This is a genomic window from Gordonia sp. YC-XJ4, assembly GCF_059511865.1.
Genome location: NZ_CM183447.1, coordinates 2650162 through 2674712 on the forward strand (window position 1 = coordinate 2650162; position 24551 = coordinate 2674712).

A 24551-nucleotide genomic window follows, 5' to 3' on the forward strand; every position below is an offset into this window, starting at 1 on the left:
TCCGGTTTCCGGAGGGAATGTCATACGGATCGGCCTCAACCCGCTCGGCGCATCTGCTCGGCGAGGACATCGAGGCTCACCCCGCCGAGCGCCAGCGCGCGGGTGTGGAACTCCTTGAGCGTCCACCCCGGATGCGCGGCGAGGGCGGCGTTGCGGGTCTGTTCCCAGACCCGTTGTCCCAGTGCGTAGGACGGCGCCTGACCGGGCCAGCCCAGGTAGCGGTCGAGCTCGAAACGCAACACCGCCCGGTCCATGGCCACCGACGAGGTGAGAAACGTCCAGGCCTTCTCGGCGTCCCAGATGCCGCCGCCGACCGACTCGGGGGCACGCAATCGGCAGTGCACGCCGATGTCGACGACCACCCGCGCCGCGCGCAGCCGCTGCGAATCCAGCATGCCCATCCGGTCGCCCGGGTCGTCGAGCCAGCCCAGTTCGGCCATCAGGCGTTCGGCGTAGAGCGCCCAGCCCTCGCCGTGCCCGGAGGTGAACGACGCCAGTTTGCGCCACGAGTTGAGATCATCGTCGACGATCGCCGAACCCAGCTGGAGGTGATGACCGGGCACTCCCTCGTGGTAGACGGTGGTCTTCTCCTGCCACGTGTGAAACACGGTCTGCCCCGGGGGAACCGCCCACCACATGCGGCCCGGCCGGCTCAGGTCGGCGGCGGGCTGGGTGTAGTAGATGATGCCGGTCGACGACGGCGCGAGCCGGCATTCCAGCCTGGTCAGCCGGGACGGGATCTCGAAGTGGGTGCCGGCCAGTCCGTCGACGGCGGCGTCGGAGGTCGCCTGCATCCAGTCGACGAACGCCTGCTTGTCGTGGATCTGATACCGCGCATCGGCATCGAGTGCGGCCAGGGCGTCGGCGACCGTCCCCCCGGGTACGAGTTGCGCGGCGATGGCCTGCTGTTCGGCGACGATTTCCCGCAGATGATCCAGACCCCAGTCGTAGGCCTCTTCGGGGTCGGCGTCGGCACCGAGATAGTGCGGCAGATGCAGCAGGTACCGGTCACGGCCGACCGCATCGTCGTCGACGGCGTCGGGCGCCACCCCGGTGCGCAGGTGCCCGGCGAAGTCGGCGAAGGCCGAACCCGCTGCGGCGGTGGCGGATTCGAGGTCGGCGGCCAGTTCGGGGTCGGCGACGATGGAGCCGGTGTTCGCCGAGATCGCTGCAAGCGCCTGATCTGCCTGCGCGGCAACGAGTTCCACCTGCCGGCGGGCGAACGGCGGCCCGGCTGCGCGTCGTTGTTCGAGGCCGGCGATCGCGGTGGTCAGCGCGTCCGGGATCGCCGCGATCCGGCGCACCATCGTCTCACGCGCCGCCGGTGAACCGGTGTCCATCAGATCGAAGATGTCGCGGATCGCCTGTAGTGGAGAGGCGATGACGTTGCAGACACCGGTCAGTTCTCCCGCATCGGCGAGTGCGAGCTCACGTCGCAGCGACGCCGTCATCGTCGCGACGGTCACCCGGTCGACGTCGTCGGACACCTCGGCGGCGCCCAGCGCGGCCAGCGTCGCGCGGGTGTGCTCGGCGCGAGTGGCGACGGCGTCGGGGGAGAAGTCGGTGAGCCGGTCTGCCGCGGCATCATCGATCCCGAGTTCGGTGGCCAGGATCGGGTCGTCGGCGGCCATCGTGCGCAGATGGGCGTCGGCGATCGCGTCGACGGCGGTGCTGGTGCGTGCGGACGGCATCACAGGTCGTTGGTGGCGAAGGTGTCGCAGCGCTTGGGGTCGCCGCCCTGATAGCCGATGGTGAACCATCGCGCGCGCTGCTGCGCCGACCCGTGCGTCCAGCCCTCCGGGTTGGAGTTGGCGCCCTGGATGGTGTCGTCACCGATGGCCTTGGCGGTCTGGATGACCCCGGCGATATCCTGTTGGGTCAGTTGTTGCAGCCGGTTGTCGTATCCCTCGTCACTGGCGTGATGCGCCCACACCCCGGCCAGGCAGTCGGCCTGCAGTTCCACGCGCACCGATCCCGACAACGGTCCCTGCGAGCCGAGTTGCTGTCCCTTGCGCAGTGCCCCGGTCAGGTTCTGCACGTGATGGCCGTACTCGTGGGCCACGACGTACTCCTGCGCGAGGGCGCCATTGCTGCCGCCCATCTGGACGAGGGTGTCGAAGAAATCCGGGTCGAAGTAGGCGGTCTTGTCCGCGGGGCAGTAGAACGGGCCGGTCGCCGAGGTCGCCGCACCACACGCGGTGTTCACCGACCCGCTGAAGATCGTGGTCTTGGGTGGGGTGTAGTTCGACATCAGCGTCGGCCAGACGTGGTCGAGGCTGTTGGTGGTGGCCACGATCCGGCAGATCGCGTCACCCTGATTGGCCATCTCCACGGTGCAGGACCGGATGTGCTCGTCGATCACCGACGACGAGGCCGAGTTGGAGCTCCCGGTCCCGGTGGTGCCGCCGCCCATGATGTCTCCCGGGTTGACCCCGAACAACAACGCCACGATGGTGATGATCAGTCCGGCACCACCGCCGAGTGCGATCCGGCCGGCGCCGCCACCGCCACCCCCGCCGGAGACGTTCCCGGTGTCGAGTGGCCCGCTGCCCTGAAAAGTCATGGCCACAGCGTAACGAGACGAACCACCCGGATCGGGTCGAACAGTTCGAGACTCGCCGACGCCGCAGCCGTGCGCGACAACCGCCCGGGCGGTGGCCGCCTGCGTGCGGTGGCCGCCTACGATTGTCAGGGGCCGACGCGCCCACCGATCTCGACGTCTCCACCCTTGAGGAAGGACCTTCGTGCTCCGCACACATCTCGCCGGTTCCCTGCGCCGCGCCGATGCCACGCAGACCGTCACCGTCGCCGGCTGGGTGGCCCGCCGCCGCGATCACGGGGGCGTGGTGTTCATCGATCTGCGTGACAGCTCCGGACTCGTGCAGGTGGTGTTCCGGGACGAGGCGGTCGCCGCGGCCGCGCATCGGCTGCGTGCCGAGTACTGCATCGCCGTGACCGGCGTCGTCGAGGTGCGCCCCGAGGGCAGCGAGAACCCCAATCTGCCGTCGGGTGAGATCGAGATCAACGCCGCGCGACTCGAGGTGCTCAACGAGGCGGCGCCGTTGCCGTTCCAGCTCGACGAGAACCCCGGCGAGGAGACGCGCCTGCGCCACCGGTACCTCGACCTGCGCCGCGAGGGTCCCGGATCGGCGCTGCGGCTGCGCTCGAAGGTCAACGCCGCCGCCCGCGGGGTGTTGCTCGCCCGCGACTTCGTCGAGATCGAGACCCCGACGCTGACGCGCTCGACCCCCGAGGGCGCCCGCGACTTCCTCGTGCCCGCACGCCTGCAGCCGGGTTCGTTCTACGCCCTCCCGCAGAGCCCACAGCTGTTCAAGCAGTTGCTGATGGTCGCGGGTATGGAGCGGTACTTCCAGATCGCGCGCTGCTACCGCGACGAGGACTTCCGCGCCGACCGTCAGCCGGAGTTCACCCAGCTCGACGTCGAGATGAGCTTCGTCGATCAGGACGACGTGATCGCCCTCGCCGAGGAGATCCTCGTCGCGCTGTGGCGGCTGATCGGGGTGGAGCTGACCACACCGATCCCGCGCATCACCTACGCCGACGCGATGCGTCGCTTCGGCAGCGACAAACCCGACCTGCGTTTCGACATCGAACTGGTCGAATGCACGGAGTACTTCTCCGAGACCCCGTTCCGCGTGTTCCAGGCGCCGTACGTCGGCGCCGTCGTCATGCCCGGGGGAGCCTCGCAGCCGCGACGCACCCTCGACGCCTGGCAGGAGTGGGCCAAGCAACGCGGGGCCAAGGGCCTGGCCTATGTGCTCGTCAACGACGACGGCACTCTCGGCGGACCGGTCGCCAAGAACCTCTCCGACGCCGAACGTGACGGTCTGGCAGCACATGTCGGGGCCGCGCCGGGCGACTGCGTGTTCTTCGCCGCCGGGCCCGCGAAGGCGCAGCGAGCGTTGCTCGGCGCCGCACGCTCGGAGATCGCGATGCGACTGGGACTCATCCCGGCAGCGGGTGAACCGATCGACCCCGCGACCGCGGACTGGGCATTCACCTGGGTCGTCGACGCGCCGCTGTTCGAGCCGGCCGACGAGGCGAGTGCCGCGGGCGACGTCGCCGTCGGCTCCGGAGCCTGGACCGCCGTGCACCACGCCTTCACCTCGCCGACCCCGGAATCGTTGGAGCACCTCGAATCCGATCCCGGTGCGGCGCTGGCCTACGCCTACGACATCGTGTGCAACGGCAACGAGATCGGTGGCGGATCGATCCGTATCCATCGCCGCGACGTGCAGGAACGGGTCTTCGAGATCATGGGCATCGGGCCCGAGGAGGCGCAGGAGAAGTTCGGCTTCCTGCTCGACGCCTTCGCCTACGGCGCCCCGCCGCACGGCGGGATCGCCTTCGGCTGGGATCGCATCACCGCGCTGCTCGCGGGTGAATCGTCCATCCGTGAGGTCATCGCCTTCCCCAAATCCGGTGGCGGCGTCGACCCGCTGACCGACGCGCCTGCGCCCATCACCGCACAGCAGCGCAAGGAGTCGGGTATCGACGCCAAGCCGGCACCGAAGAAGGGCCCCGACGCCCCCGCTGCCGGGTCGGCCGAGCCCACCGCCTGACCGCCCACCCGATGGCCGCCCACCCCGGGTGGCCATCGGGGTGAGCCCGATCGCACGACGGGCGCACGGGTCACATCTGTGATGTGATTTTCCGCAGGCGGGACCCGCGGTTCACCGACACCTGTGGCGCCCGCACCCGCGCCGAGGTGACGTGAAAGGTAGGTGGGCTGCTGTGACCATCAAGGTCGCGCTGGAACATCGCACGAGCTACGCCTTCGACCGGCCGGTGAAGATCTTCCCGCACGTGGTCCGGCTCCGGCCCGCACCGCATTCGCGCACCCCGATCGAGGCCTATTCGCTGAAGGTCGAACCGGGTGAGCACTTCCTCAACTGGCAGCAGGATGCGTTCAGCAATTACCTTGCGCGACTGGTGTTCCCGGAGCCGTCGACGTCGCTGACGATCACCGTCAGCCTGCTCGCCGACCTGACGGCGATCAACCCGTTCGACTTCTTCATCGAGGACTGGGCCGAGCATTACGGGTTCGATTACCCCGACGATCTGAAGGAGGACCTCGAGGCCTACCTACGTCCGGTCGGGGTCATCGAGGGCGAATTCGCCGGTGCGCCCGTGCATCCGGCGATCGCCGAGTTCGCCGCCGCGCACCGGCCGACGTCGAGGATTCGGGTGATCGATTTCCTCGTCGGGCTGAATCAGGCGGTGCAGCAGGCCGTCGGGTACACGGTGCGTCTCGAGCAGGGTGTGCAGAGCCCCGAGTACACGCTGTCCAGTGCGATCGGATCCTGTCGTGATTCGGCGTGGTTGCTCGTGGCCCTGTTGCGCGAGCTGGGCCTCGCGGCGCGTTTCGTCTCCGGCTACCTCGTCCAGTTGACCTCCGACATCCGGTCCCTGGACGGACCATCGGGCCCCGACGCCGATTTCACCGATCTGCACGCGTGGACCGAGGTGTACCTACCCGGCGCCGGATGGGTCGGCATGGACCCGACGTCGGGACTGTTCGCGGGGGAGGGACACATCCCGCTCGCGGCGACCCCGAGTCCCGGTGCCGCCGCACCCATCACCGGATCGACCGGTCCCTGCCACGCCACCCTGGACTTCTCCAACACGGTCACCCGATTCCACGAGGACCCACGGGTCACGTTGCCCTACACGGCTTCCCAGTGGGATCGCGTCTGCGAACTCGGCGCCCGCGTGGACGCGACGATGGCGGAGAACGACGTCCGGCTCACCATGGGCGGCGAACCGACCTTCGTCTCCATCGACAACCAGACCGACCCGGAGTGGACGACCGCCGCCGACGGCCCGCACAAACGACTGCTCGCCTCCGACCTCGCCGAGCGCCTGCACCGCGACTACGCCCCGACCGGACTGGTCCAGCGCAGCCAGGGCAAGTGGTATCCCGGGGAGCCCTTGCCGCGCTGGCAGATCGCGATCATGTGGCGCGCCGACGGCCGGCCGATCTGGACCCGGCCGGAATTGCTCGCCGACCCGTGGTCGAATCCGGCGCGCGCCGCCGAGTCCATCGCCATCGAGACCGCGGGACCGGTGCCCACCGCCGAGGGTGCCGAGCGCGCCCAGAAGTTGTTGCAGACCTTCGCTTCTCGCCTGGGTGTGCCCTCCTCGCAGGTGATGCCGGCCTTCGAGGACCCGTTGGTCCGGATGCGCGAACTCGCCGCGCTGCCACCGGGTGACCCGGGAGCCGACCCCACCACGCCGGCCGCACGCGCATTCGCGCGGGCCGAGGCCGCCGTCGAGATCGACGATCCCGACGTCGACCTCGAACCGCCCGCCGACTCGACCGCCGCGCGTCGGGAACTGCTCGACCGCCTCGATGCCAACGTCGTGCACCCGACGGCATATGTGTTGCCGTTGAGCCGATCCGAGGACGAGACCGCCTGGCACAGCGCACGATGGACCACCCGCCGCGGCCGTCTGGTCCTGACCGCGGGCACCTCCCCGGCGGGACTGCGGTTGCCGCTGAACTCGCTGTCGTGGGGGCCGGCTCCCGCGGTGTTCGTGTCCGATCCGTCGGCGCCTCATGACGCGTTGCCCGACAAGGCCTCCGACGATCTGGGCTTCACCGTGCTGGAGATGGACCCGACGCAGTTCGTGCCGCGGACCGCGGTGGTGGCCGAACAGCGCGGGGAGACCCTGTTCGTGTTCATCCCGCCGACGGCGGCACTCGAGGAGTACCTCGCGATCATCGAGATGATCGCCGACGCCGCCGAGGCGACCGGTACCGCCGTGGTCATCGAGGGATACGGCCCGCCCGCCGACCCGCGTCTGACCACGCTGACCGTCACCCCCGATCCGGGCGTCATCGAGGTCAACATCCAGCCGACGTCGAGTTTCGCCGAACAGTCGGAGCTGTTGGAGTCGCTCTACGATCACGCCCGCCGCGCCCGGCTCGGTACCGAGACCTTCGACCTCGACGGCTCGCACGGCGGTACCGGCGGCGGCAACCACATCACGCTCGGCGGTCCCACGCCTGCCGACTCGCCGTTGTTGCGGCGCCCGGACCTGCTGGTGTCGATGCTGACCTACTGGCAGCGCCATCCGGCGCTGTCGTATCTGTTCAGCGGCAAGTTCATCGGCACCACCTCCCAGGCGCCGCGGGCCGACGAGGGCCGCGAATCGGCGCTCTACGAACTCGAGATCGCCTTCGCCGAGATCGACCGGCTCGCCGAGAAGACACCGGTCGCGGTCAAGCACGCCAAGGGGGAGCCGCACGCGCCGACGGTCGGGGTCGCGCCGAATCCGTGGGTGACCGACCGCGCCCTGCGTCATCTGCTCACCGACATCACCGGCAACACCCACCGCGCCGAGTTCTGCATCGACAAGCTCTACAGTCCCGACTCGGCGCGCGGCCGGCTCGGGCTGTTGGAACTGCGCGGGTTCGAGATGCCCCCGCATCACCGGATGGCGATGGTGCAGTCGTTGCTGGTGCGCTCGCTGGTGTCGTGGTTCTGGGAGCAGCCCTATCGGGCGCGGCTGATCCGGCACGGCGCCGATCTGCACGGCAAATACCTGTTGCCGCACTACATCATCGCCGACATCGCGTCGGTGGCCGAGGAACTGCGCGAGGCCGGGTATCCGTTCGACACGGCGTGGCTCGACCCGTTCACCGAGTTTCGTTTCCCGCGGCTCGGGACGGTACAGATCCGCGATCAGGAGATCGAACTGCGGGGTGCGATCGAGCCGTGGAACACCCTCGGTGAGGAGGCCACCGGCACCGGCACCGCACGCTATGTGGACTCCTCGATCGAACGGGTTCAGGTACGCGTCGCCGGTGGCGACGACGATCGATACGTGTTGACCTGCAACGGTTTCCCGGTTCCGTTGCGTGGGACCGGCCGGGCCGGCGAACGGGTGGCCGGTATCCGGTTCCGGGCCTGGCAACCGCCGAGTGCGCTGCATCCGACGATCAGCATCGACACCCCGCTGACCTTCGATTTCGTCGACACCGTCAACGGACGGTCGGTCGGCGGTGCCACCTATCACGTGGTGCATCCGGGCGGGCGCGCCTACGAGCGGCCGCCGGTGAACGCGGTCGAGGCCGAATCGCGTCGTAACGGCCGGTTCGAGGCCACCGGACACACGACCGGCACCCTCGACACCGGCCTGTTGCGGGAACGGTTGGCGCGCGCCGCGATCGACGCCGGGGTCCCGGCGATCCTTGACCTACGTCGGGCACGTACAGTTCTCCGGTGACCGATTCTGCGGGTGGCCCACTGCCCGCGGTGTTCGACAGGTATCGCTCCGACGGCTACGCGCTGTTCGATCTCGCGCAGATCGACGAGGGGGTCCTGCGCGCCGCTGCCGGCCCCGTCCACCATGACGAGATGCTCGACGTCGGAGGCGCGGTGCGCCCGGCCTGGGACGAGCTGGTGGCCGGCTACGGCATGCGCGGTGACGAGCGGCTGCGGACCGCCGCCGCCCGCCTGGCGTCGGCGACCCGGGACGAGGGCGTGGTCTACAACGCCGTGCAGGGCAGCACGACCGTCGCCCGACCGTGGTCGGTCGATGCCGTCCCGCTGATCATCGACGGCGTCGAGTGGGCGGCGCTGGAGAAGGCGATCACCCAGCGGTCGATGCTGCTGGACCTGATCCTGCGTGACCTCTACCGCGACCAGCGACTGATCACCTCCGGGCTGATTCCCCCCGAGATGGTCTTCGCCCATCCCGGATACGTCCGCAAGGCCGCACGTCTGGAGGTTGCCGGTCCGCATGCGCTGTTCCTGCATGCCATCGATCTCGTCCGGCGCAGCGACGGACGTTTCGTCGCCCACGCCGATCGCACGCAGGCGCCGTCGGGCATCGGTTATGCCACCGTCGACCGTCGACTGGTCTCCCGGACCTTCCCGCAGCTGTTCCAGTCGTGTGCCCCGCGCCCCATGGCGACCTTCGCCGGAACGCTGCGCTTGGCGCTGTTCGACTACGCACCGCCCGGGGTCGACGACCCGACGGTGGCCGTGCTCAGCCCCGGCAGCATGTCCGAAACCGCCTTCGACCAGGCGTATCTCGCGTCGATGCTCGGCTTCCCGCTGGTGGAGGGCGCCGATCTGACCGTGCGTGACGGTGCGGTCTACATGCGTTCGCTGGGCCGCTTCAAACGCGTCGACGTGTTGCTGCGCCGCATCGACGCCGCATACTGCGATCCACTCGACCTGCGCACCGATTCACGTCTCGGCGTCGCCGGTCTCGTCGAGGCGATCTCGCGCGGCACGGTGACCGTGGTCAACACCCTCGGCAGCGGTGTCTGCGAGAACCCCGCCCTGCACACGGTGCTCGAGGCGGCCGCGCCGGTGCTGCTCGACGAGGAGTTGGCGCTCGGGTCGATACCCACGTTCTGGGCGGGTGAGGAGCTCCAGCGATCCAAGGTGCTCGCCGAACTCGCCGACCTGTCGGTCACCAACGTGCGCACCGGCGAGGAGTTCGTCGGCCCCCTCACCGATGTGCGTACCCGCGACGACCTCGCGCGCCGCATCACCGCGCACGGCGCGGAGTGGGTCGCGCGCTCGCTGGAGGCATACTCGGTGGCGCCGACCATCACCCCCGGCGGGACCGGGCGTCCGGGTGCGGTGCGCGCCGCGCCGGTCTCGGTGCGTGCCTTCAGCGTCGCGCAGGGCCCGACGTATGCGGTGATGCCCGGCGGACTCGGGTCGGTGCTGGCCGACGGCGTGGGCGGGGCGGCACTGCAGACCGTGGCCGCCAAGGATGTGTGGGTGACCAACCCGGAGGTCGGCGGTCATGTCTCGCGTCGTTCGGAAACGCGCGGGGAGCCGGCCGAGGAGGTCATCGAGATCCGCTCGCCGCGCCCGTCGGCGGCCGAGTACGTCGACACCGCCGTCGCGGCGAGCCCGCGCGTGCTCTCCGACATGTTCTGGTTCGGCCGCTACGGCGAGCGGACCGAACTGGTGACACGCCTGACGAAGGTCGCTCGCGAACGATGCCAGGACTTCCAGTACCGGCCGTGGATGCAGGGCACCTCGGCGGTTCCGCTGTTCCTGCACGCGGTGGCGACGATCACCGGAACCGCCGAGCACCTGCACACCGCCGACCTTCTGGTCGACGACGGCCAGCGCTCGCCCGAGCAGGTCAACGCAGCGATCATGCGCATCGTCGAACTGACCGTCGACGCGACGGTGCCGGGCACCGTGGCCTTCGCCGTGGACCGGCTCGTCGCGGCGGCCCGCGCGGTGCGCGATCAGATGTCGACGAGTACCTGGATGGTGCTGACGTCGATGGAACGGGCGGTGGAATCGCTGGCCCGGCAGGTGGCCAGGTCCGCCGAGGTCGACCAGACCACCGGCGCGCGCACCGCGGGCATCTTCGGCGATGCGTCGCTGGATCTCGGCCCCGACCTGGCCCGCACGCATGAGGACATCATGCACGGGGTGCTGGGGCTGGTCGGGTTACAGGCCGAGTCGATGGTCCACGACGCGGCCTGGCTGTTCATGGACGTCGGACGTCGGATCGAACGGGTCATCACCCTCGCCGATCTGACCGGGGCGCTCTTCGAGACACCCCACGAGACCGCCGTCGAGCAGGCGTTGTTGGAGTCCTATCTGATCGCCGGTGAGTCGGCGGTGATCTACCGCAGGCGCAGCCGTGGCCTCTACCGAATACTCCCGGTGGCGCAGTTGTTGCTGTTCGACGAGACCAATCCGCGCGCGATGATCTACCAGCTCGACCGCATGCGCGCCGACCTGGCCGGCCTGCCCGACGCCTTGCGGTCGGCGGCGGCCGAACGTCTCGTCGAGGAGATGACCGCCGAGCTGCGACGTATCGATCCCGCCGATCTCGGCGCCGTCGGTGACGACGGCAGGCGCAGTGACCTGGTCGAATTGATGACCACGCTGCGCGAGGGTTCACGCGAATTGTCGGAGGTGCTGGCCCGCAGCAGGTTCGCGCTGCCACGCCCGGCACAGCCCATCTGGGGCTTCGGGAGGGGTGACACGTGACCAGCCCGCAACCCGGCGCGCCGACGACTCGTCGCTACCGCGTGACCCACCGCACCGTCTACACCTACGACGCGGAGGTCTCCTCGTCGTACGGGCGGTGCTACCTCATCCCGCGCGATCTGCCGCACCAGCGGGTTCTGCGCAACGACGTGAGCGTCGACCCCGAACCGGACGACCGCTCGACCGGGCTGGACGTGTACGGCAACACCGACACCTACTTCCACGTCCACACCCCGCACACCGAACTGGTGGTGACCGGGACCTCGGACGTCGAGGTCGACCCGATCGACCCGGGTCTGATCGTCAGCCCGGCGGCGCGGGTGCCCTGGGAGCAGGCCCGTCCGGCGGCCCTCGGCCCGCAACTGGCGACAGAGTTCACCCTCGATCTCGATCCGCCGGAGATCACCGAGGCGGTCACCGAGTACGCGGCCACCGTGTTCACCCCCGACCGGCCGCTGATCGAGGCGGTGACCGACCTGACGACCCGTATCTACCGTGACTTCACCTACAAATCGGGGTCGACGGCGATCAGCACCCGCGTCGACACCGTCATGTCCCGACGCGAAGGCGTGTGCCAGGACTTCGCCCGGGTGGCCATCGCCGCCTTGCGCTCGGTCGGGCTCGGCGGCCGCTACGAATCGGGGTATCTTGCGACCGATCCGCCCCCGGGGCGCGAACGCATCTTCGGTGCCGACGCCAGCCACGCGTGGGCGGCGGTCTGGCTCCCCGACGGTCGCTGGCTGCCTTTTGATCCGACCAACGACAAACTCGTCGACGAACGGCATGTCACCGTCGCCTGGGGTCGCGACTACGACGACGTGCCGCCTCTGCGTGGGGTCATCTACACCGATGCCACGCGCAGCGAGATCAAGGTATCGGTCGACGTCAGTCCGCTCGACGCGGACTCCGACGCGCCGCCGGCCCCGGTCCGGCCGGACGTCGCCGCCGACACCGGATCCGCGTGAGGTTCGCCGAGGCCGGGTACCCCGCGTGCGCGCTCGGATGTCCTCCGATCGGTCACGAAACCCCAACGGCCGGTGACGACTGTCGGTGGCATTCGGTACCGTGGAGGATGCCATGACGGTCATCACAGAAAGCCGCATCACCAGCGTGGTGCGTGCCGCAGAGGCCCTGTTGTCGCATCGAGCCGGTTCGCCGGTCGTGCTCGCCGAACCGGAGGATCTCGGAGGAAGCGGGCGCACCATCGTGGTGCGCGTACGCGTCGCCCAGAACCCCCTGTCGATGGACCGCACCCTCGTCATCAAAGCGCTCCCCGAGCACGAGGATCCGCACGCGTTCCACCGCGAGATCGCGTCGTACAAGTACGCGACGGCACTGCCCATCGAGTCCCGACCGGGGCCCCAGCTGATCGCCTCCGACCCGGACGCGCGGCTCATGGTGCTCTCCGATCTCGGCCGCGGCAACGCGATGACCACCCTGCTCGGTGGTGTCGACGTCGTCGAGATCTCCCGTGCGGTGAGCGCGTGGGGTCAGGCGCTCGGTCGCATGCACGCGGCCACGGTCGGCGGCGAGGTCGACTTCGACGCATTGGTCCGCCGCGGGCCCTCGGGGACCGAGGGGCGCGACCTGCTCGGCGAGGAGGCCCGACGCGCGGTCCGGATCGCACGCTCGCGAGCCGCCGACCTCGGGGTGGAGATGGGTTGCGCGGTCGTCTCCGCGCTCGAGGGGGCGTGCACCCTGTTCGACGAGGGCGATCATCGTGCGTTCAGCCCGTCGGATGTCGGTCCGGAGAACATCCTGCTCAACGAGGCCGGCGTGCAGTTCATGGACTACGAGTGGGGCGGGTTCCGTGACGCGACCCTCGATATCGCCTACGCGCTGGTGACCTTTCCGGCGCAACTCGGCCCGCATGCGCTCGAACGTCGCGACCAACTCGAGACCGCGATGGTCGACGCGTGGCGTTCGGAGGTGCACACCATCTGGCCGGCGCTGCGCCGCGACGGCGATCTACAGCGCAAGCTGGTCATCGCCCGGCTGCTGTGGGCGTGGCTGTCGACGGTGTGGTTGCTGCCGGAGGAGGATGCCGACCTCACATCGGCGGACTCGGCAGCACTGCAGGAGTTCGCGACCGCCGACCACGCGCACGACTGGGCGCTGCATTCCAACGATCCGCGCGTGATCGTCGCGAGGTGGTCGGATCTGGCCGCGTCGGCGCGGTCGGTCGACGCCGACGTCGCCGATTTCGCCGCCGCGATCGGCGTTGCGTTGCACCGGGTCTGGCTGTCCTGACGCGGGAATGAACGGACTTTTCGACACTCCCGATCCCGCGTCACCCAGCAGCGGCCCCGCCGTCGGCGTCTCGGCACCGCTCGCCGTCCGGATGCGGCCCCGCTCACTCGACGAGATCATCGGGCAGACCCATCTGTTGGGTTCGGGGTCGCCGTTGCGTCGGCTCATCAACGGTTCCGGTGCGGCGTCGGTCCTGCTCTACGGCCCACCGGGCACCGGCAAGACCACCATGGCGTCGCTGATCTCCACCGCGGCCGGCGGGCGGTTCGAGGCGCTGTCGGCGCTGTCGGCCGGGGTCAAGGAGGTACGGGCGGTCATCGAGGTGGCCCGCCGACGACTCGTCGACGGCGAGCAGACGGTTTTGTTCATCGACGAGGTCCATCGCTTCTCCAAAACCCAGCAGGACGCGTTGCTCGACGCCGTCGAGAACCGGATCGTGTTGCTGGTGGCTGCCACGACGGAGAATCCGTCGTTCTCGGTGGTCTCGCCGCTGCTGTCGCGTTCGCTGGTGCTGCGGTTGCGGTCGTTGACCGACGACGACATCCGCGAGGTGCTCCGTCGGGCGGTCACCGACGAGCGCGGACTCGGCGGGGCGGTTCGCGTGACCGACGCCGCCTACGATCACCTCGTCGCCGTTGCCGGTGGCGACGCCCGACGTGCCCTGACCGCCCTGGAGGCCGCCGCCGACGTCGTGTCCCAGGATCGGTCCGATCCCGATGCGCAGGGCGACGCGAGCGAGATCCCGGCGGTGGATCTCGCCGACGTGGAAGCGGCCATCGACAAGGCCGCGGTGCGCTACGACCGCGACGGCGACCAGCACTACGACGTGACCTCGGCGTTCATCAAGTCCATTCGCGGGTCCGACGTCGACGCCGCGCTGCACTATCTGGCGCGGATGATCGCCGCGGGGGAGGACCCGCGATTCATCGCGCGGCGGTTGATGATCCACGCCAGCGAGGACATCGGGATGGCCGACCCGATGGCCCTGCAGACCGCCGTCGCCGCCGCGCAGGTGGTCGCCCTGGTCGGTATGCCCGAGGCGAAATTGGCTCTGACGCAAGCCACCATCCATCTCGCGACCGCTCCGAAGTCGGCGGGCGTCGTCGGCGCGATCGGAGCCGCGCTGGCCGACGTCGAGGCCGGTAAGGCCGGCGCAGTGCCGCCTCATCTGCGGGACAGCCACTACGCCGGCGCGAAGAAGATCGGCAGCGGCGTCGGTTACCGCTATCCGCACGATGACCCCGATGGAGTTGTGCCGCAACAGTATCCGCCGGACGAGCTGGTCGGCGTCGACTACTACCAGCCGACCGACCACGGTTTCGAGCGCGAAATCGGGCCGCGGGTGGGCAAATTGCGATCGATCATTCGGCGGGCAACCTCGAAGCGACGCTGATTCGCGGACCGGTTCTGACCGCAATGGTTCCTACCGTCGTCGTCACAGGGGATCTCCCCACCGAGACGAGCCGAAGGAACACCCGCGATGTCGATCACCGAAACCCTTGGGGGAGTGCAGGACCCACCTGCCTTGAGCGCCCGTGCCCGCACCGTGGCGTTGCTGTGCCTGTTGACCGCGTCGTTCATGGAACTGATGGACGCCACCGTGGTCAACGTCGCGCTGCGGACAATGCAGTCCGATCTCGGGCTGTCCGCGGCGGCGTTGCAGTGGATTGCCGCCGGGTACCCGCTGGCGTACGCGTCGGGCCTGGTGCTCGGTGCGCGACTCGGCGATCGGTACGGGCGTCGCCGGATGTTCGTGGTCGGGTTGGCCGCCTTCGGTGCCGCGTCGTTGGCGTGCGGCCTCGCCGCCGATCCGGCGTCTCTGGTCGCCTTCCGATTCCTTCAGGGACTCGCCGCGGCCCTGATGGTTCCGCAGGTGCTCACCTGCATCCAGGTGTTGTATCCGCCCGCACAGCGGGGTACCGCCATGGGGATGTTCACCTCCGTGATCGGGTTGGCCGCCGTGGCGGGCCCGCTGCTCGGTGGCGTCATCACCGCGGGTGACTGGTGGGGGATGTCGTGGCGGCCGATCTTCCTCATCAATGTCCCGATCGCCGTCCTGGCGATCCTGGCCGCTCGCGCGTTTCTCCCGGAGTCCAAGGCGCAGGTGCCCGCCCCGATCGTCGTCACATCGGCGGTGCTGCTCGGCGCGGGGTTGGCGAGCCTGATGGTTCCGATCACCGTGGGTCCCGAACATGGCTGGCCTGCATGGGGATTCGGATGTATGGCGCTTGGGGCGGGTTTGTTGGCCGGATTCGGCCGTCGGCAGTGGTCTTCGGCGCGGCGCGGTGTGGAGCCGATGGTGCCTCCGGCGGTGTTCGCCACGCGGTCGTTCACCGCCGGACTCGCGGCATTCGCCGCCTTCATGGTGCCGACCGGCGGTTTCTTCCTGGTCCAGTCGCTCTACGTGCAATCTGCGTTCGGTTTTTCGGTGCTGCGCACCGGCCTGATGTGGCTGCCCTTCTCGGTGACGGTGTTCGTCGCCGCAGGCCTGTCGGCGACAGTCCTGGCACCCCGTTTCGGGGCATCGGTGCTGCGATGCGGCGCAGTGGTCTTCGCCGTCGGCGTGGTCACGATGATGCTCGTGGCACGCACCGACGATCCCTTTTGGTGGTTGGCGCCGGCCCTGGTCCTGGCCGGGGCCGGTTTCGGGCTCGTTGTCGGGTCGGCAGGACTGTTGGTGCTCGACGAGGTTCCGGTACACCGCGCGGGTGCCGCGTCCGGGGTGTTCAACACCGTGCAGGCATTGTCGGTCGCGGTGGGTGCCGCGGCGATAGGGACGATCTTCACCTCTGCGACGTCCATGGACGCCGGATACCGGGCGTCGATGACCGCGATGGTGGCGTTGCTGGTCGTCGGCGCGGTGGTGTCGTTCGCGATGCCCCGGCGACGTGGGATGGTTCTCACGGATTTCGAACGGTGAAGGTGAGCACGGTTGCCACGGAAGCCATTCCGACGCCAACCCACACCGGCGACACCCAACCCAGGCCCGCGCCGATGGTGAGTCCGCCGAGGAAGGTGCCGATCGCGTTGCCGACGTTGAAGGCCGCGATGTTGGCCGCCGACGCCATCGTCGGTGCGTCGGGTGCGCTGCGCATCACCCGCAATTGCAGTGTTGGACTGGTCGCGAAACCGACGAGCCCCATCACGAACAGCAGGATCGCGACCGGTATCGGCCAGGGCACGATGAGCGCGTAGACGGTGAGGGTGATCGTGAGCGACACGGACAGCACACGCAACGTCACGGTCAGGGAGCGGTCGGCGCCCCACCCGCCCACGGCGTTGCCGACGCACAGTCCGGCACCGAACAGCACCAACAGCCACGGCACCGCCGAATCCGAATAGCCGGTGACGTGGGTGACCAGCGGTTCGATATAGATGAACGCACCGAAGAGGCCGCCGAAGAGGGTCATCGTCAGCAGGATCGACGCGATCACCTGGGGACGCGCCAGCACACGGTATGACGAACCCGAAGTCACCGGTGGTGCGGGCCGCGCGGGCACCAGCGTGAGAATGGCGAGCAGGGCAAGCACACCAACGATGCCGACCACCCAGAACGCAGCCCGCCATCCGAAGTGTTGCCCGACCACCGTGCCGAACGGCACGCCGACCACATTCGCCAGGGTCAGTCCGCCGAACATCACCGCGATGGCGCGGGCCTTGCGGTCCGGGCGGACGAGTTCGGCGGCCAGGACGGCACCGATGCCGAAGTAGCCTCCGTGGCACATGGCGGTGAGGACACGGCCGAGTACCGCGATCGGGAACGTCGGTGCCAGTGCGGTGAGCACACTGCCTGCGATGAAGAAGCCCAGCAACAATAGAAGTGCGGCCTTGGGTGGGCGTCGGCTCAGAAGGGCGGTGACGGTGAAGGCGCCCACTGCCACCGCAAGGGCATACGACCAGATGAGTGCGCCCGCGGTGGGCACGCTGACGCGCAGGTCGTCGGCGACGTCGGTGAGCAGACCCGAGATGATGAACTCGGTCAAACCGACGCCGAAGCCGCCGAGTGCCAGCGCCGCCAGCGCCGCGCCCGGATGTCGAGGTTCGGGGGAGTGGGAATGGTTGTGTGACTCGGGCATTAGATGCTCGTTGGCCACCTGATTGATGTGGTGGTCGGTGAGGTCGGACATAAGTGTGTCTCCTGAACCATCGGGAACGCGTGGTGCCATGAGCGGCGCACGACGCGACAAGTGAGTACGCGGTCGGTGATGGCCGCGCGGGTATGAGCGAGTTGGGCCGGTGCTATCCCGGGTGAGTGGCGCTGGCGAGCATGCGAAGTGCGTCATCGTCGGCGGAACCCGGGACGGCGTGCATCAGGATCAGCCGGTAACCGTGGTCCTCGGGCAGGTGCAGCATCTCGTAGCGCAATTCCAGCGCACCCACCACGGGGTGGTTGAAGTACTTGATTCCACTCGAACACGCCTGCACTGGGTGCTGTGCCCAGATTCGGGCGAAATCGTTACTGGTAGAGGACAATTCATCGATGAGTTCGATGGTCTCGGGCTGCGTCGCCAGCGGAGCGACGACAAACCGCAAGGAGGCCACCGCCAGACGCGCCTCATGTTCCCAGTCGCGATGGAGCACACGCGTTGCCGGATCGTTGAACAACATCGCGACCTTGTTCGGGGGCGTCGGACCGTATGGTGCCGACGGATCGAGATGGCCGGCGAAGACGGCGTGCCCCAGGCGATTCCAGCCGACGATGTGTTGGGTCGGGGACAGGGCCATCGCCGCGACGTCGGGCATTGCGTCGAGCAGGGTGGCCAGACCCGGGCGAAGTGTCCGCGAACGATGAGTCGGTGGCGTGGCCGCTCCCGCCAGGCGATAGAGATGACTCGTCTCGGTGTCGTCGAGCCGCAGAGCGCGCGCGAGTGCGTCGAGTACCTGGGTCGACGGATTGGTCGCCGCGCCCTGCTCGAGGCGGGTGTAGTACGTGAGTGAGACGCCGGCGAGTTCGGCGAGTTCCTCTCGTCGCAGGCCCGGCACGCGGCGGAAGCCGTGCGTCACCATCCCGACATCATCCGGCGCGACCGCGGCACGCCGAGAGCGCAAGAAGTCCGCGAGCTGGTCGGCGGGCAGTGATGCGTTGGTCATGACTCCATGGTGACCGCGTGACGCGGATTGTTCCTGCCCCTGGCGGTGACAGGAAGCGATCAGCCGACGGTGACGGTGGCGTGGTGTCGAGCCGATGGTGCCCCCGTGGTGTTCGCCACCCGGTCGTTCACCGCCGGGCTCGCGGCGAGCCGAGATGGCGGGCAAAGAATCGGGCGGCCTCTTCACCTGCGAATTGCGGGACGCCTGTGTGACCACCCAGGTTGGCGCAGAGCGTCTTCTCGGTGGATCCGAAGGCGTCGAAGAGATCGAGAGCCATCCGCCGGTCGTTGCTCTCGTCATCCCACTGGAGAAGAACGTGCAGCGGGGCGGTGACGAGGCGCGCCTCGTCCATTGTCACCGACGGCACGTAGCTACCTGCGAAAAGCCCGGCTGCCGCAATACGGGGGTCGACGGCGGCCAGGCGGGTACCCACGGCGATCACGCCGCCCGAGAGCCCGACCTTGTCACCGATCTCCGGTCGCCCGAGGATCTCGTCGAGAGTGATCCGGCACTCCGGCACCGCCTGCTCAAGGAGGGGGAGCACCAGCCGATCGATGAGATCTGCCCCGGGCCGTTCGCCGGCGGCGATCGCGCCCCGCAGGTCTGCTCGAGCGTGGTCGGCACCGGGCAACGGGGTGCGATTGCCGGCGCCGGGCGGCTCGATCGTGACAGCGGCGAAGCCGTCCGCGGCGGCGCGACGGGCCCGTGCCGCCAGTCGGGGATACATGTGTCGGGTCCCGATACTGCCGGGTTGTCCGAGGACGATCAGTGGGACCGGAGTGGACCTGGAAGCCGCCGGCGGTGTCCACAGGATTCCGGTGAAATCGCCGAGGGTGAACTCCTTCTCGGCGATGCCGTCGTCGAGAATTCGTTCAGAAGTGAAATGCATGGCCGTGCCTCTCGGAGCGGTGCAGAGGTGCGGCGCCCCGGACGACCTAGCTGTAACACCCAGGCAGGTTGTGAACGGCGTGGCGACTGTGATCAGGTGAGGGCCTCCGGTATCGGTGTGGTTACCACACACACGCCGACCACCGAGAGGCCCTCATGACCCACCGTAATGCCTTCCTGACCGAACGTGGCCGTCTGATCCTGGCCCGGTGCGTCGTTGATGACGGTTGGCCACTGCGCCGGGCCGCTGAGCGGTTCAATTGCTCACCGGCCACGGCCAAGAAGTGGGCCGACCGCTACCGCACGGGTGGGCAGGCCGCGATGGTCGATGTGTCCAGCCGGCCACACCGCTCACCGAACCAGTTGCCTCAACGGCGAGAACGACGAATCATCAAGCTGCGGTTCGTGCGTCGATGGGGAGCGGCCCGTATCGCGGCACACTTGAAAATCGCCCGATCCACGGTCGAGGCAGTGCTGCGTCGTTACCGGATGCCGCTGCTGCGTCATCTCGACCAGAGCACCGGCCTGCCCGTCCGGCGGCCGGCGCCGCGACGCTACGAACACGACGCACCTGGTGACCTGATCCATGTCGACATCAAGAAACTCGGCCGGATCCCCGATGGGGGCGGGCACCGCAAACTCGGGCGCACAATCGGCAACCGCCACAACAAGAAACAGCGTCCCGGCTATGCATTCCTGCATCACGCGATCGATGATCACTCGCGGCTGGCCTACTCGGAGATCCTCACCGATGAACGCAAAGAGACCGCAGCCGCGTTCTGGGACCGCGCTCACACATTCTTCGAAACATACGGGATCACGGTGAAGCGGGTCTTGACCGACAACGGGGCCTGTTACCGCTCGAGGGCTTTCGCCGAAGCTCTGGGGCCTGACATCAAACACAAGAAAACTCGCCCCTACCGGCCGCAAACCAACGGCAAGGCCGAACGCTTCAACCGAACTCTGGGATCTGAGTGGGCCTACGCCGAGGTCTACACCTCCGACAGCGCCCGCGCAGCCATCTACGACGACTGGCTACACCACTACAATCACCACCGACCCCACTCCGGCATCGGCGGACTCGCACCGATCGAACGGCTACGCGTTCACAACCTCCCCGGGCCTTACACCTAGCGCCCTACCGTGACTCCTCCGAGGAGCACCGACGACAATTGATTCACGGGTGGCACCTCCTCGGGACGTTGCACGGAAATCTGACCATATCGGGTCTATCGAGCTGCCGTCCAACCTATTTGATGGCTTCGCCGAGGGCGGCGCTGTCGGTGACCAGCGATCAGCGATCAGCCGACGGTGACGGTGGCGTGGTGGCCGATCGGGAAGTTCACCGAGTTCGCGATGAAACACCACTCGTGGGCGTCGTGGTGGGCATCGTGGGCGTCGGCGACCATCGACTCGTCGGCAACCGTGACCGTCGGGCGCAGCGTCGCCGAGGTGAAATGTCCGCCGTTGCCCTCCTGCGCCATGACGGCACTCGCCTCGTCGATGTAGCCGGTGACGACGACACCGCGGGTCACGCATGCGTGCAGATACGACAGCAGGTGACACTGCGAGATCGCGATGAGCAGCAGATCCTCGGGATTGTGGTGCGTCGCATCGCCGCGAAACGCCGGATCCGCCGAACCGATCACATCGGGTTTACCGTCGACGCCGATGCGGACGGTGCGGTCGTAGTCGCGGTACCCGGACGTCCCGGTCCCGCGGTCGCCGATCCACGTGGTGGTGACGCGATAGTGGTGTTCGCCGGACATGGGCCGAGTATGCCCGCGCCGGTGACGGCCGCGATACCCGACGCGGTCGGAGAGCGTGGGGTCCGCCGACGGTAGGCTGGTAAGCCGCAGATACGCTCATCGCCGATCTTTCGAGGACTCACCCAGTGCAGACGCATGACATCAGGAAGCGATTCCTGGATCACTTCATCAAGGCCGGGCACACCGAGGTGCCCAGCGCCTCGCTGATCCTCGACGACCCGAACCTGCTGTTCGTCAACGCCGGCATGGTGCCGTTCAAGCCGTACTTCCTCGGCGAGCAGACCCCGCCGTTCGACCGCGCCACCAGCGTCCAGAAGTGTGTGCGCACCCTCGACATCGACGAGGTCGGCATCACCACCCGTCACAACACCTTCTTCCAGATGGCGGGCAACTTCTCCTTCGGCGACTACTTCAAGCGCGAGGCGATCACCTTCGCGTGGACGCTGCTGACCAACAGCGTCGAGGACGGCGGATACGGCATTCCGGCCGAAAAGCTCTGGCCGACGGTCTATCTCGACGACGACGAGGCGGAGTCGATCTGGCGCGACGAGATCGGCGTGCCCGCCGAGCGCATCCAGCGACGCGGCATGAAGGACAACTACTGGTCGATGGGCGTCCCGGGTCCGTGCGGCCCGTGTTCGGAGATCTTCTACGACCGTGGTCCGGCATACGGCATCGAAGGTGGACCCGAGGCCGACGAGGACCGCTACATCGAGATCTGGAATCTCGTGTTCATGCAGAACGTGCGCGGCCCGGGTGGCGGTAAGGAGGGCTACGAGATCCTCGGCCCGCTGCCCAAGAAGAACATCGACACCGGTATGGGCATCGAGCGCGTCGCCTGCCTGCTGCAAGGTGTCGACAACGTCTACGAGACCGATCTGCTCAAACCGATCATCGACCTCGCCGCGAGCGTGACCGGACGCGCCTACGGCGCCGGTGACCACGAGGCCGACGTCCGATTCCGCGTGATCGCCGACCACACCCGCACCGCCGCGATGCTCATCGGTGACGGCGTGCTGCCCGGCAATGACGGCCGCGGCTACGTGCTGCGCCGGTTGCTGCGCCGCGTGGTGCGCTCGGCGCGACTGCTCGGCGCCGGGAGCGCAGCGAGCGGGCCGAATGTCAGCGGCGCCGGGAGCGCAGCGAGCGGGCCGAATGTCAGCGGCGCCGGGAGCGCAGCGAGCGGGCCGAATGTCAGCGGCGCCGGGAGCGCAGCGAGCGGGCCGAATGTCAACGGCGCGGACGCCCCGACGATGGGGGCGTTCATCGGTGCCGCGATCGACCTGATGGCGCCGTCGTATCCGGAACTCGCCGACAAGCGTGAGCACATCGTGAGTGTTGCGGTCGGCGAGGAAGCCTCGTTCGCCAAGACCCTCGCCGCCGGGTCGAAGTTGTTCGCAGATGCGGCCGCGGCCACCAAGGCGGCCAACAAGGACACGCTCTCGGGCAGCGATGCATTCACCCTGCACGACACCTACGGCTTCCCGATCGATCTGACCCTCGAGATGGCCGCCGAGGCCGGGTTAGAGGTCGACGAGGGCGGCTTCACCGAACTCATGGCCGAGCAGAAGCAGCGAGCCAAGGCCGACGCGAACGCCCGTAAGACCGGGCACGCCGACGCCGGGGTGTATCGGGAGTTCCTCGATCGCGGACCCACCGAGTTCACCGGATACGGAGAGCTCGTGTCCGAGGCGCGCGTAGTGGGTCTGATCGCCGACGGCGTGCGGGTCCGCAGCGCCGGCGCCGGTCAGGAACTGACGGTGATCCTCGACCGCACCCCGTTGTACGCCGAGTCCGGTGGCCAGATGGCCGACACCGGCTCCATCACCACCGGTGCCGGCGCCCGGCTGACCGTCAAAGATGTTCAGCGGGTGGGCAAGTCGGTGTGGTTACACAGCGTCATCGTCGATGCCGGGGAGATCGCCGAAGGCGATGAGGTCCTCGCGAGCGTCGACACGAGCTGGCGCCACGGTGCCACGCAAGGACACTCGGGTACCCACATGGTGCACGCCGCGCTCCGTCAGGTGCTCGGACCCGGTGCGACACAGGCCGGTTCGCTGAACCGCCCCGGATACCTGCGCTTCGACTTCCATGCATCGGGACCGCTGTCGGCCGAGCAACGCACCCAGATCGAGGAGATCTCCAACGAGGCAGTCGAGGCCGATTACCGGGTCAACACCTTCGAGACCGGTCTCGCCGAGGCGAAGGCGATGGGCGCGCTCGCACTGTTCGGGGAGAACTACGGCGACGAGGTGCGTGTCGTCGAGATCGGCGGCCCGTTCTCGATGGAACTGTGCGGTGGCACCCACGTCTCGTCGTCGGCGCAGATCGGACCGGTCACGCTGATCGGCGAGTCCTCGGTCGGTTCGGGGGTGCGCCGCGTCGAGGCCTACGTCGGCATGGACTCATTCCGCCATCTGTCGAAGGAACGCGCCCTGATGGCGGGTCTCGCGTCGTCGCTGAAGGTGCCCTCCGACGAGGTTCCCGCGCGCGTCGAGCAACTCGTCACGCGATTGCGTGACGCCGAGAAGCAACTGGAGAAGATGCGCGCCGAGGCGGCACGGGCGTCGGCGGCCACGTTGCTCGATCGGGCGATCACGGTCGGGTCGACGTTGCTCGTCTCGGGCACGCTGCCCGGGCTCGACGCCAACGGATTGCGTTCGGTGGCAGGCGATCTGCGCGGCCGGGTCTCCGATCGTGCCGCGGTGATCGCATTGTTCTCCCCGGGTGAGGACGCCGAGCAGACCAAGGTGCCGTTCGTCGTCGCCACCACCGAGCCCGCCCGCTCGGCCGGGCTCAAGGCCGGTGATGTGGTCAAGGAGATCGCACCCATCCTCGGCGGCCGCGGCGGCGGCAAACCCGATCTGGCACAGGGGTCGGGAACCGATCCGGCCGGCGTGGACCCGGCGATCCGACGGATCTCCGAGCTCCTGCACTGATGGCGGCTCCGGGGCACGACGACCAGCAGACGCGGCGGGGCCGGCGTCTGGGCATCGATGTCGGCAGCGTGCGGATCGGCGTCGCGGTGTGCGATCCCGACGGCATACTCGCCACCCCGGTCGAGACCGTGCGACGGGACACGTCCGGAGGGTCGGATGTGACGAGAATCGCCGAACTCGCCGCCGAATACGAGGTCGTCGGTGTCGTGATCGGTTTGCCCAAGACGTTGCGCAACACCGACGGTGTTGCGGTGGCCGCCGCGCGGGAGTTCGGCGACGCCCTGACCTCCGCGATTGCCCCGGTGCTCGTCGAGTACGTCGATGAACGGCTCACCACGGTGACCGCGGCGCAGGCGTTGCGGGCGAGTGGCCGGTCGGCGAAGGCATCGCGTTCGGTGATTGATCAGGCGGCTGCGGTCGCTATTCTGCAGGGATGGCTGGACGCGCGACGATGAGCTCGTTGGCGCCGTCGCTTCGTCCGCCGATCGGAGGGTCCGATCGGTTCAGGTCCAGTGTGAGGCGCGACGTGCGCACGTGTCGGGGGACGGGCGGGGTTCACGCCGCGCCGTCGAACCGGAACCAGGGAGGGTATCCGCGGTGAGCGACGA

General features: G+C 68.5%; 16 protein-coding genes. 10 read left to right on the forward strand and 6 right to left on the reverse strand.

Annotated elements, in window-relative coordinates; all coding sequences use genetic code 11:
• Window positions 1-35 precede the first annotated feature (35 nt).
• Window positions 36-1691, reverse strand: a complete 1656-nt coding sequence (locus AC5ZH6_RS11765; RefSeq protein ID WP_496169046.1) for a DUF885 domain-containing protein — start codon at window positions 1689-1691, stop codon at window positions 36-38.
• A complete protein-coding gene (gene ypfJ / locus AC5ZH6_RS11770; protein ID WP_006370229.1) occupies window positions 1691-2563 on the reverse strand; it encodes a KPN_02809 family neutral zinc metallopeptidase in 873 nt (290 codons plus the stop codon). The genes AC5ZH6_RS11765 and ypfJ overlap by 1 nt, the downstream gene beginning before the upstream one ends.
• A gap of 181 nt (window positions 2564-2744) precedes the next feature.
• Between ypfJ and aspS the strand changes: the two genes are divergently transcribed.
• The 7 genes from aspS (at window position 2745) to AC5ZH6_RS11805 (ending at window position 16176) form a co-directional block, all read left to right on the forward strand.
• Window positions 2745-4583, forward strand: coding sequence for an aspartate--tRNA ligase (gene aspS / locus AC5ZH6_RS11775; RefSeq protein ID WP_020171435.1), 1839 nt, complete (start codon window positions 2745-2747; stop codon window positions 4581-4583).
• Between the two features lie 172 nt (window positions 4584-4755).
• Window positions 4756-8253: a transglutaminase family protein gene (locus AC5ZH6_RS11780; protein ID WP_014359900.1), complete on the forward strand. Its 3498-nt coding sequence runs from the start codon at window positions 4756-4758 to the stop codon at window positions 8251-8253.
• Window positions 8250-11006, forward strand: a complete 2757-nt coding sequence (locus tag AC5ZH6_RS11785; RefSeq protein ID WP_288337950.1) for a circularly permuted type 2 ATP-grasp protein — start codon at window positions 8250-8252, stop codon at window positions 11004-11006. Before AC5ZH6_RS11780 ends, AC5ZH6_RS11785 begins: the two co-directional genes overlap by 4 nt.
• Entirely contained in the window at window positions 11003-11971 is a 969-nt protein-coding gene (locus AC5ZH6_RS11790) for a transglutaminase family protein (protein WP_288438483.1), read from the forward strand. Before AC5ZH6_RS11785 ends, AC5ZH6_RS11790 begins: the two co-directional genes overlap by 4 nt.
• Before the next feature lie 112 nt (window positions 11972-12083).
• A complete protein-coding gene (locus AC5ZH6_RS11795) occupies window positions 12084-13256 on the forward strand; it encodes a hypothetical protein (protein ID WP_288337953.1) in 1173 nt (390 codons plus the stop codon).
• Between the two features lie 7 nt (window positions 13257-13263).
• The gene (locus AC5ZH6_RS11800; RefSeq protein ID WP_288337955.1) at window positions 13264-14649 is read left to right on the forward strand and encodes a replication-associated recombination protein A; all 1386 of its coding nucleotides are present in this window, start codon (window positions 13264-13266) and stop codon (window positions 14647-14649) included.
• 87 nt (window positions 14650-14736) lie between these two features.
• Complete coding sequence (locus AC5ZH6_RS11805) at window positions 14737-16176, forward strand: MFS transporter (RefSeq protein ID WP_288337957.1); 1440 nt, start codon at window positions 14737-14739, stop codon at window positions 16174-16176.
• On the opposite strand, the gene AC5ZH6_RS11810 is transcribed toward AC5ZH6_RS11805, so the two are convergent.
• From AC5ZH6_RS11810 to AC5ZH6_RS11820, 3 genes are all read right to left on the reverse strand, one after another.
• Complete coding sequence (locus AC5ZH6_RS11810; RefSeq protein WP_496169048.1) at window positions 16157-17383, reverse strand: MFS transporter; 1227 nt, start codon at window positions 17381-17383, stop codon at window positions 16157-16159. The two genes, AC5ZH6_RS11805 and AC5ZH6_RS11810, sit on opposite strands and share 20 nt — an antisense overlap.
• A 112-nt stretch (window positions 17384-17495) precedes the next feature.
• Window positions 17496-18347: a helix-turn-helix transcriptional regulator gene (locus tag AC5ZH6_RS11815; RefSeq protein WP_288337960.1), complete on the reverse strand. Its 852-nt coding sequence runs from the start codon at window positions 18345-18347 to the stop codon at window positions 17496-17498.
• A gap of 127 nt (window positions 18348-18474) precedes the next feature.
• Window positions 18475-19236, reverse strand: a complete 762-nt coding sequence (locus AC5ZH6_RS11820; RefSeq protein WP_288337961.1) for a dienelactone hydrolase family protein — start codon at window positions 19234-19236, stop codon at window positions 18475-18477.
• Between the two features lie 155 nt (window positions 19237-19391).
• Here AC5ZH6_RS11820 and AC5ZH6_RS11825 point away from each other — a divergent pair, with 155 nt between their 5' ends.
• Complete coding sequence (locus AC5ZH6_RS11825; protein WP_288337962.1) at window positions 19392-20369, forward strand: IS481 family transposase; 978 nt, start codon at window positions 19392-19394, stop codon at window positions 20367-20369.
• Between the two features lie 167 nt (window positions 20370-20536).
• On the opposite strand, the gene AC5ZH6_RS11830 is transcribed toward AC5ZH6_RS11825, so the two are convergent.
• Window positions 20537-21004: an OsmC family protein gene (locus AC5ZH6_RS11830; protein WP_288337963.1), complete on the reverse strand. Its 468-nt coding sequence runs from the start codon at window positions 21002-21004 to the stop codon at window positions 20537-20539.
• Window positions 21005-21129: 125 nt separating this feature from the next.
• Here AC5ZH6_RS11830 and alaS point away from each other — a divergent pair, with 125 nt between their 5' ends.
• Together alaS and ruvX are read left to right on the forward strand one after the other, a co-directional pair.
• The gene (alaS, locus tag AC5ZH6_RS11835; protein WP_020171432.1) at window positions 21130-23943 is read left to right on the forward strand and encodes an alanine--tRNA ligase; all 2814 of its coding nucleotides are present in this window, start codon (window positions 21130-21132) and stop codon (window positions 23941-23943) included.
• Complete coding sequence (gene ruvX, locus AC5ZH6_RS11840; protein ID WP_006370240.1) at window positions 23943-24398, forward strand: Holliday junction resolvase RuvX; 456 nt, start codon at window positions 23943-23945, stop codon at window positions 24396-24398. The genes alaS and ruvX overlap by 1 nt, the downstream gene beginning before the upstream one ends.
• The last annotated feature ends 153 nt before the right edge of the window (window positions 24399-24551 follow it).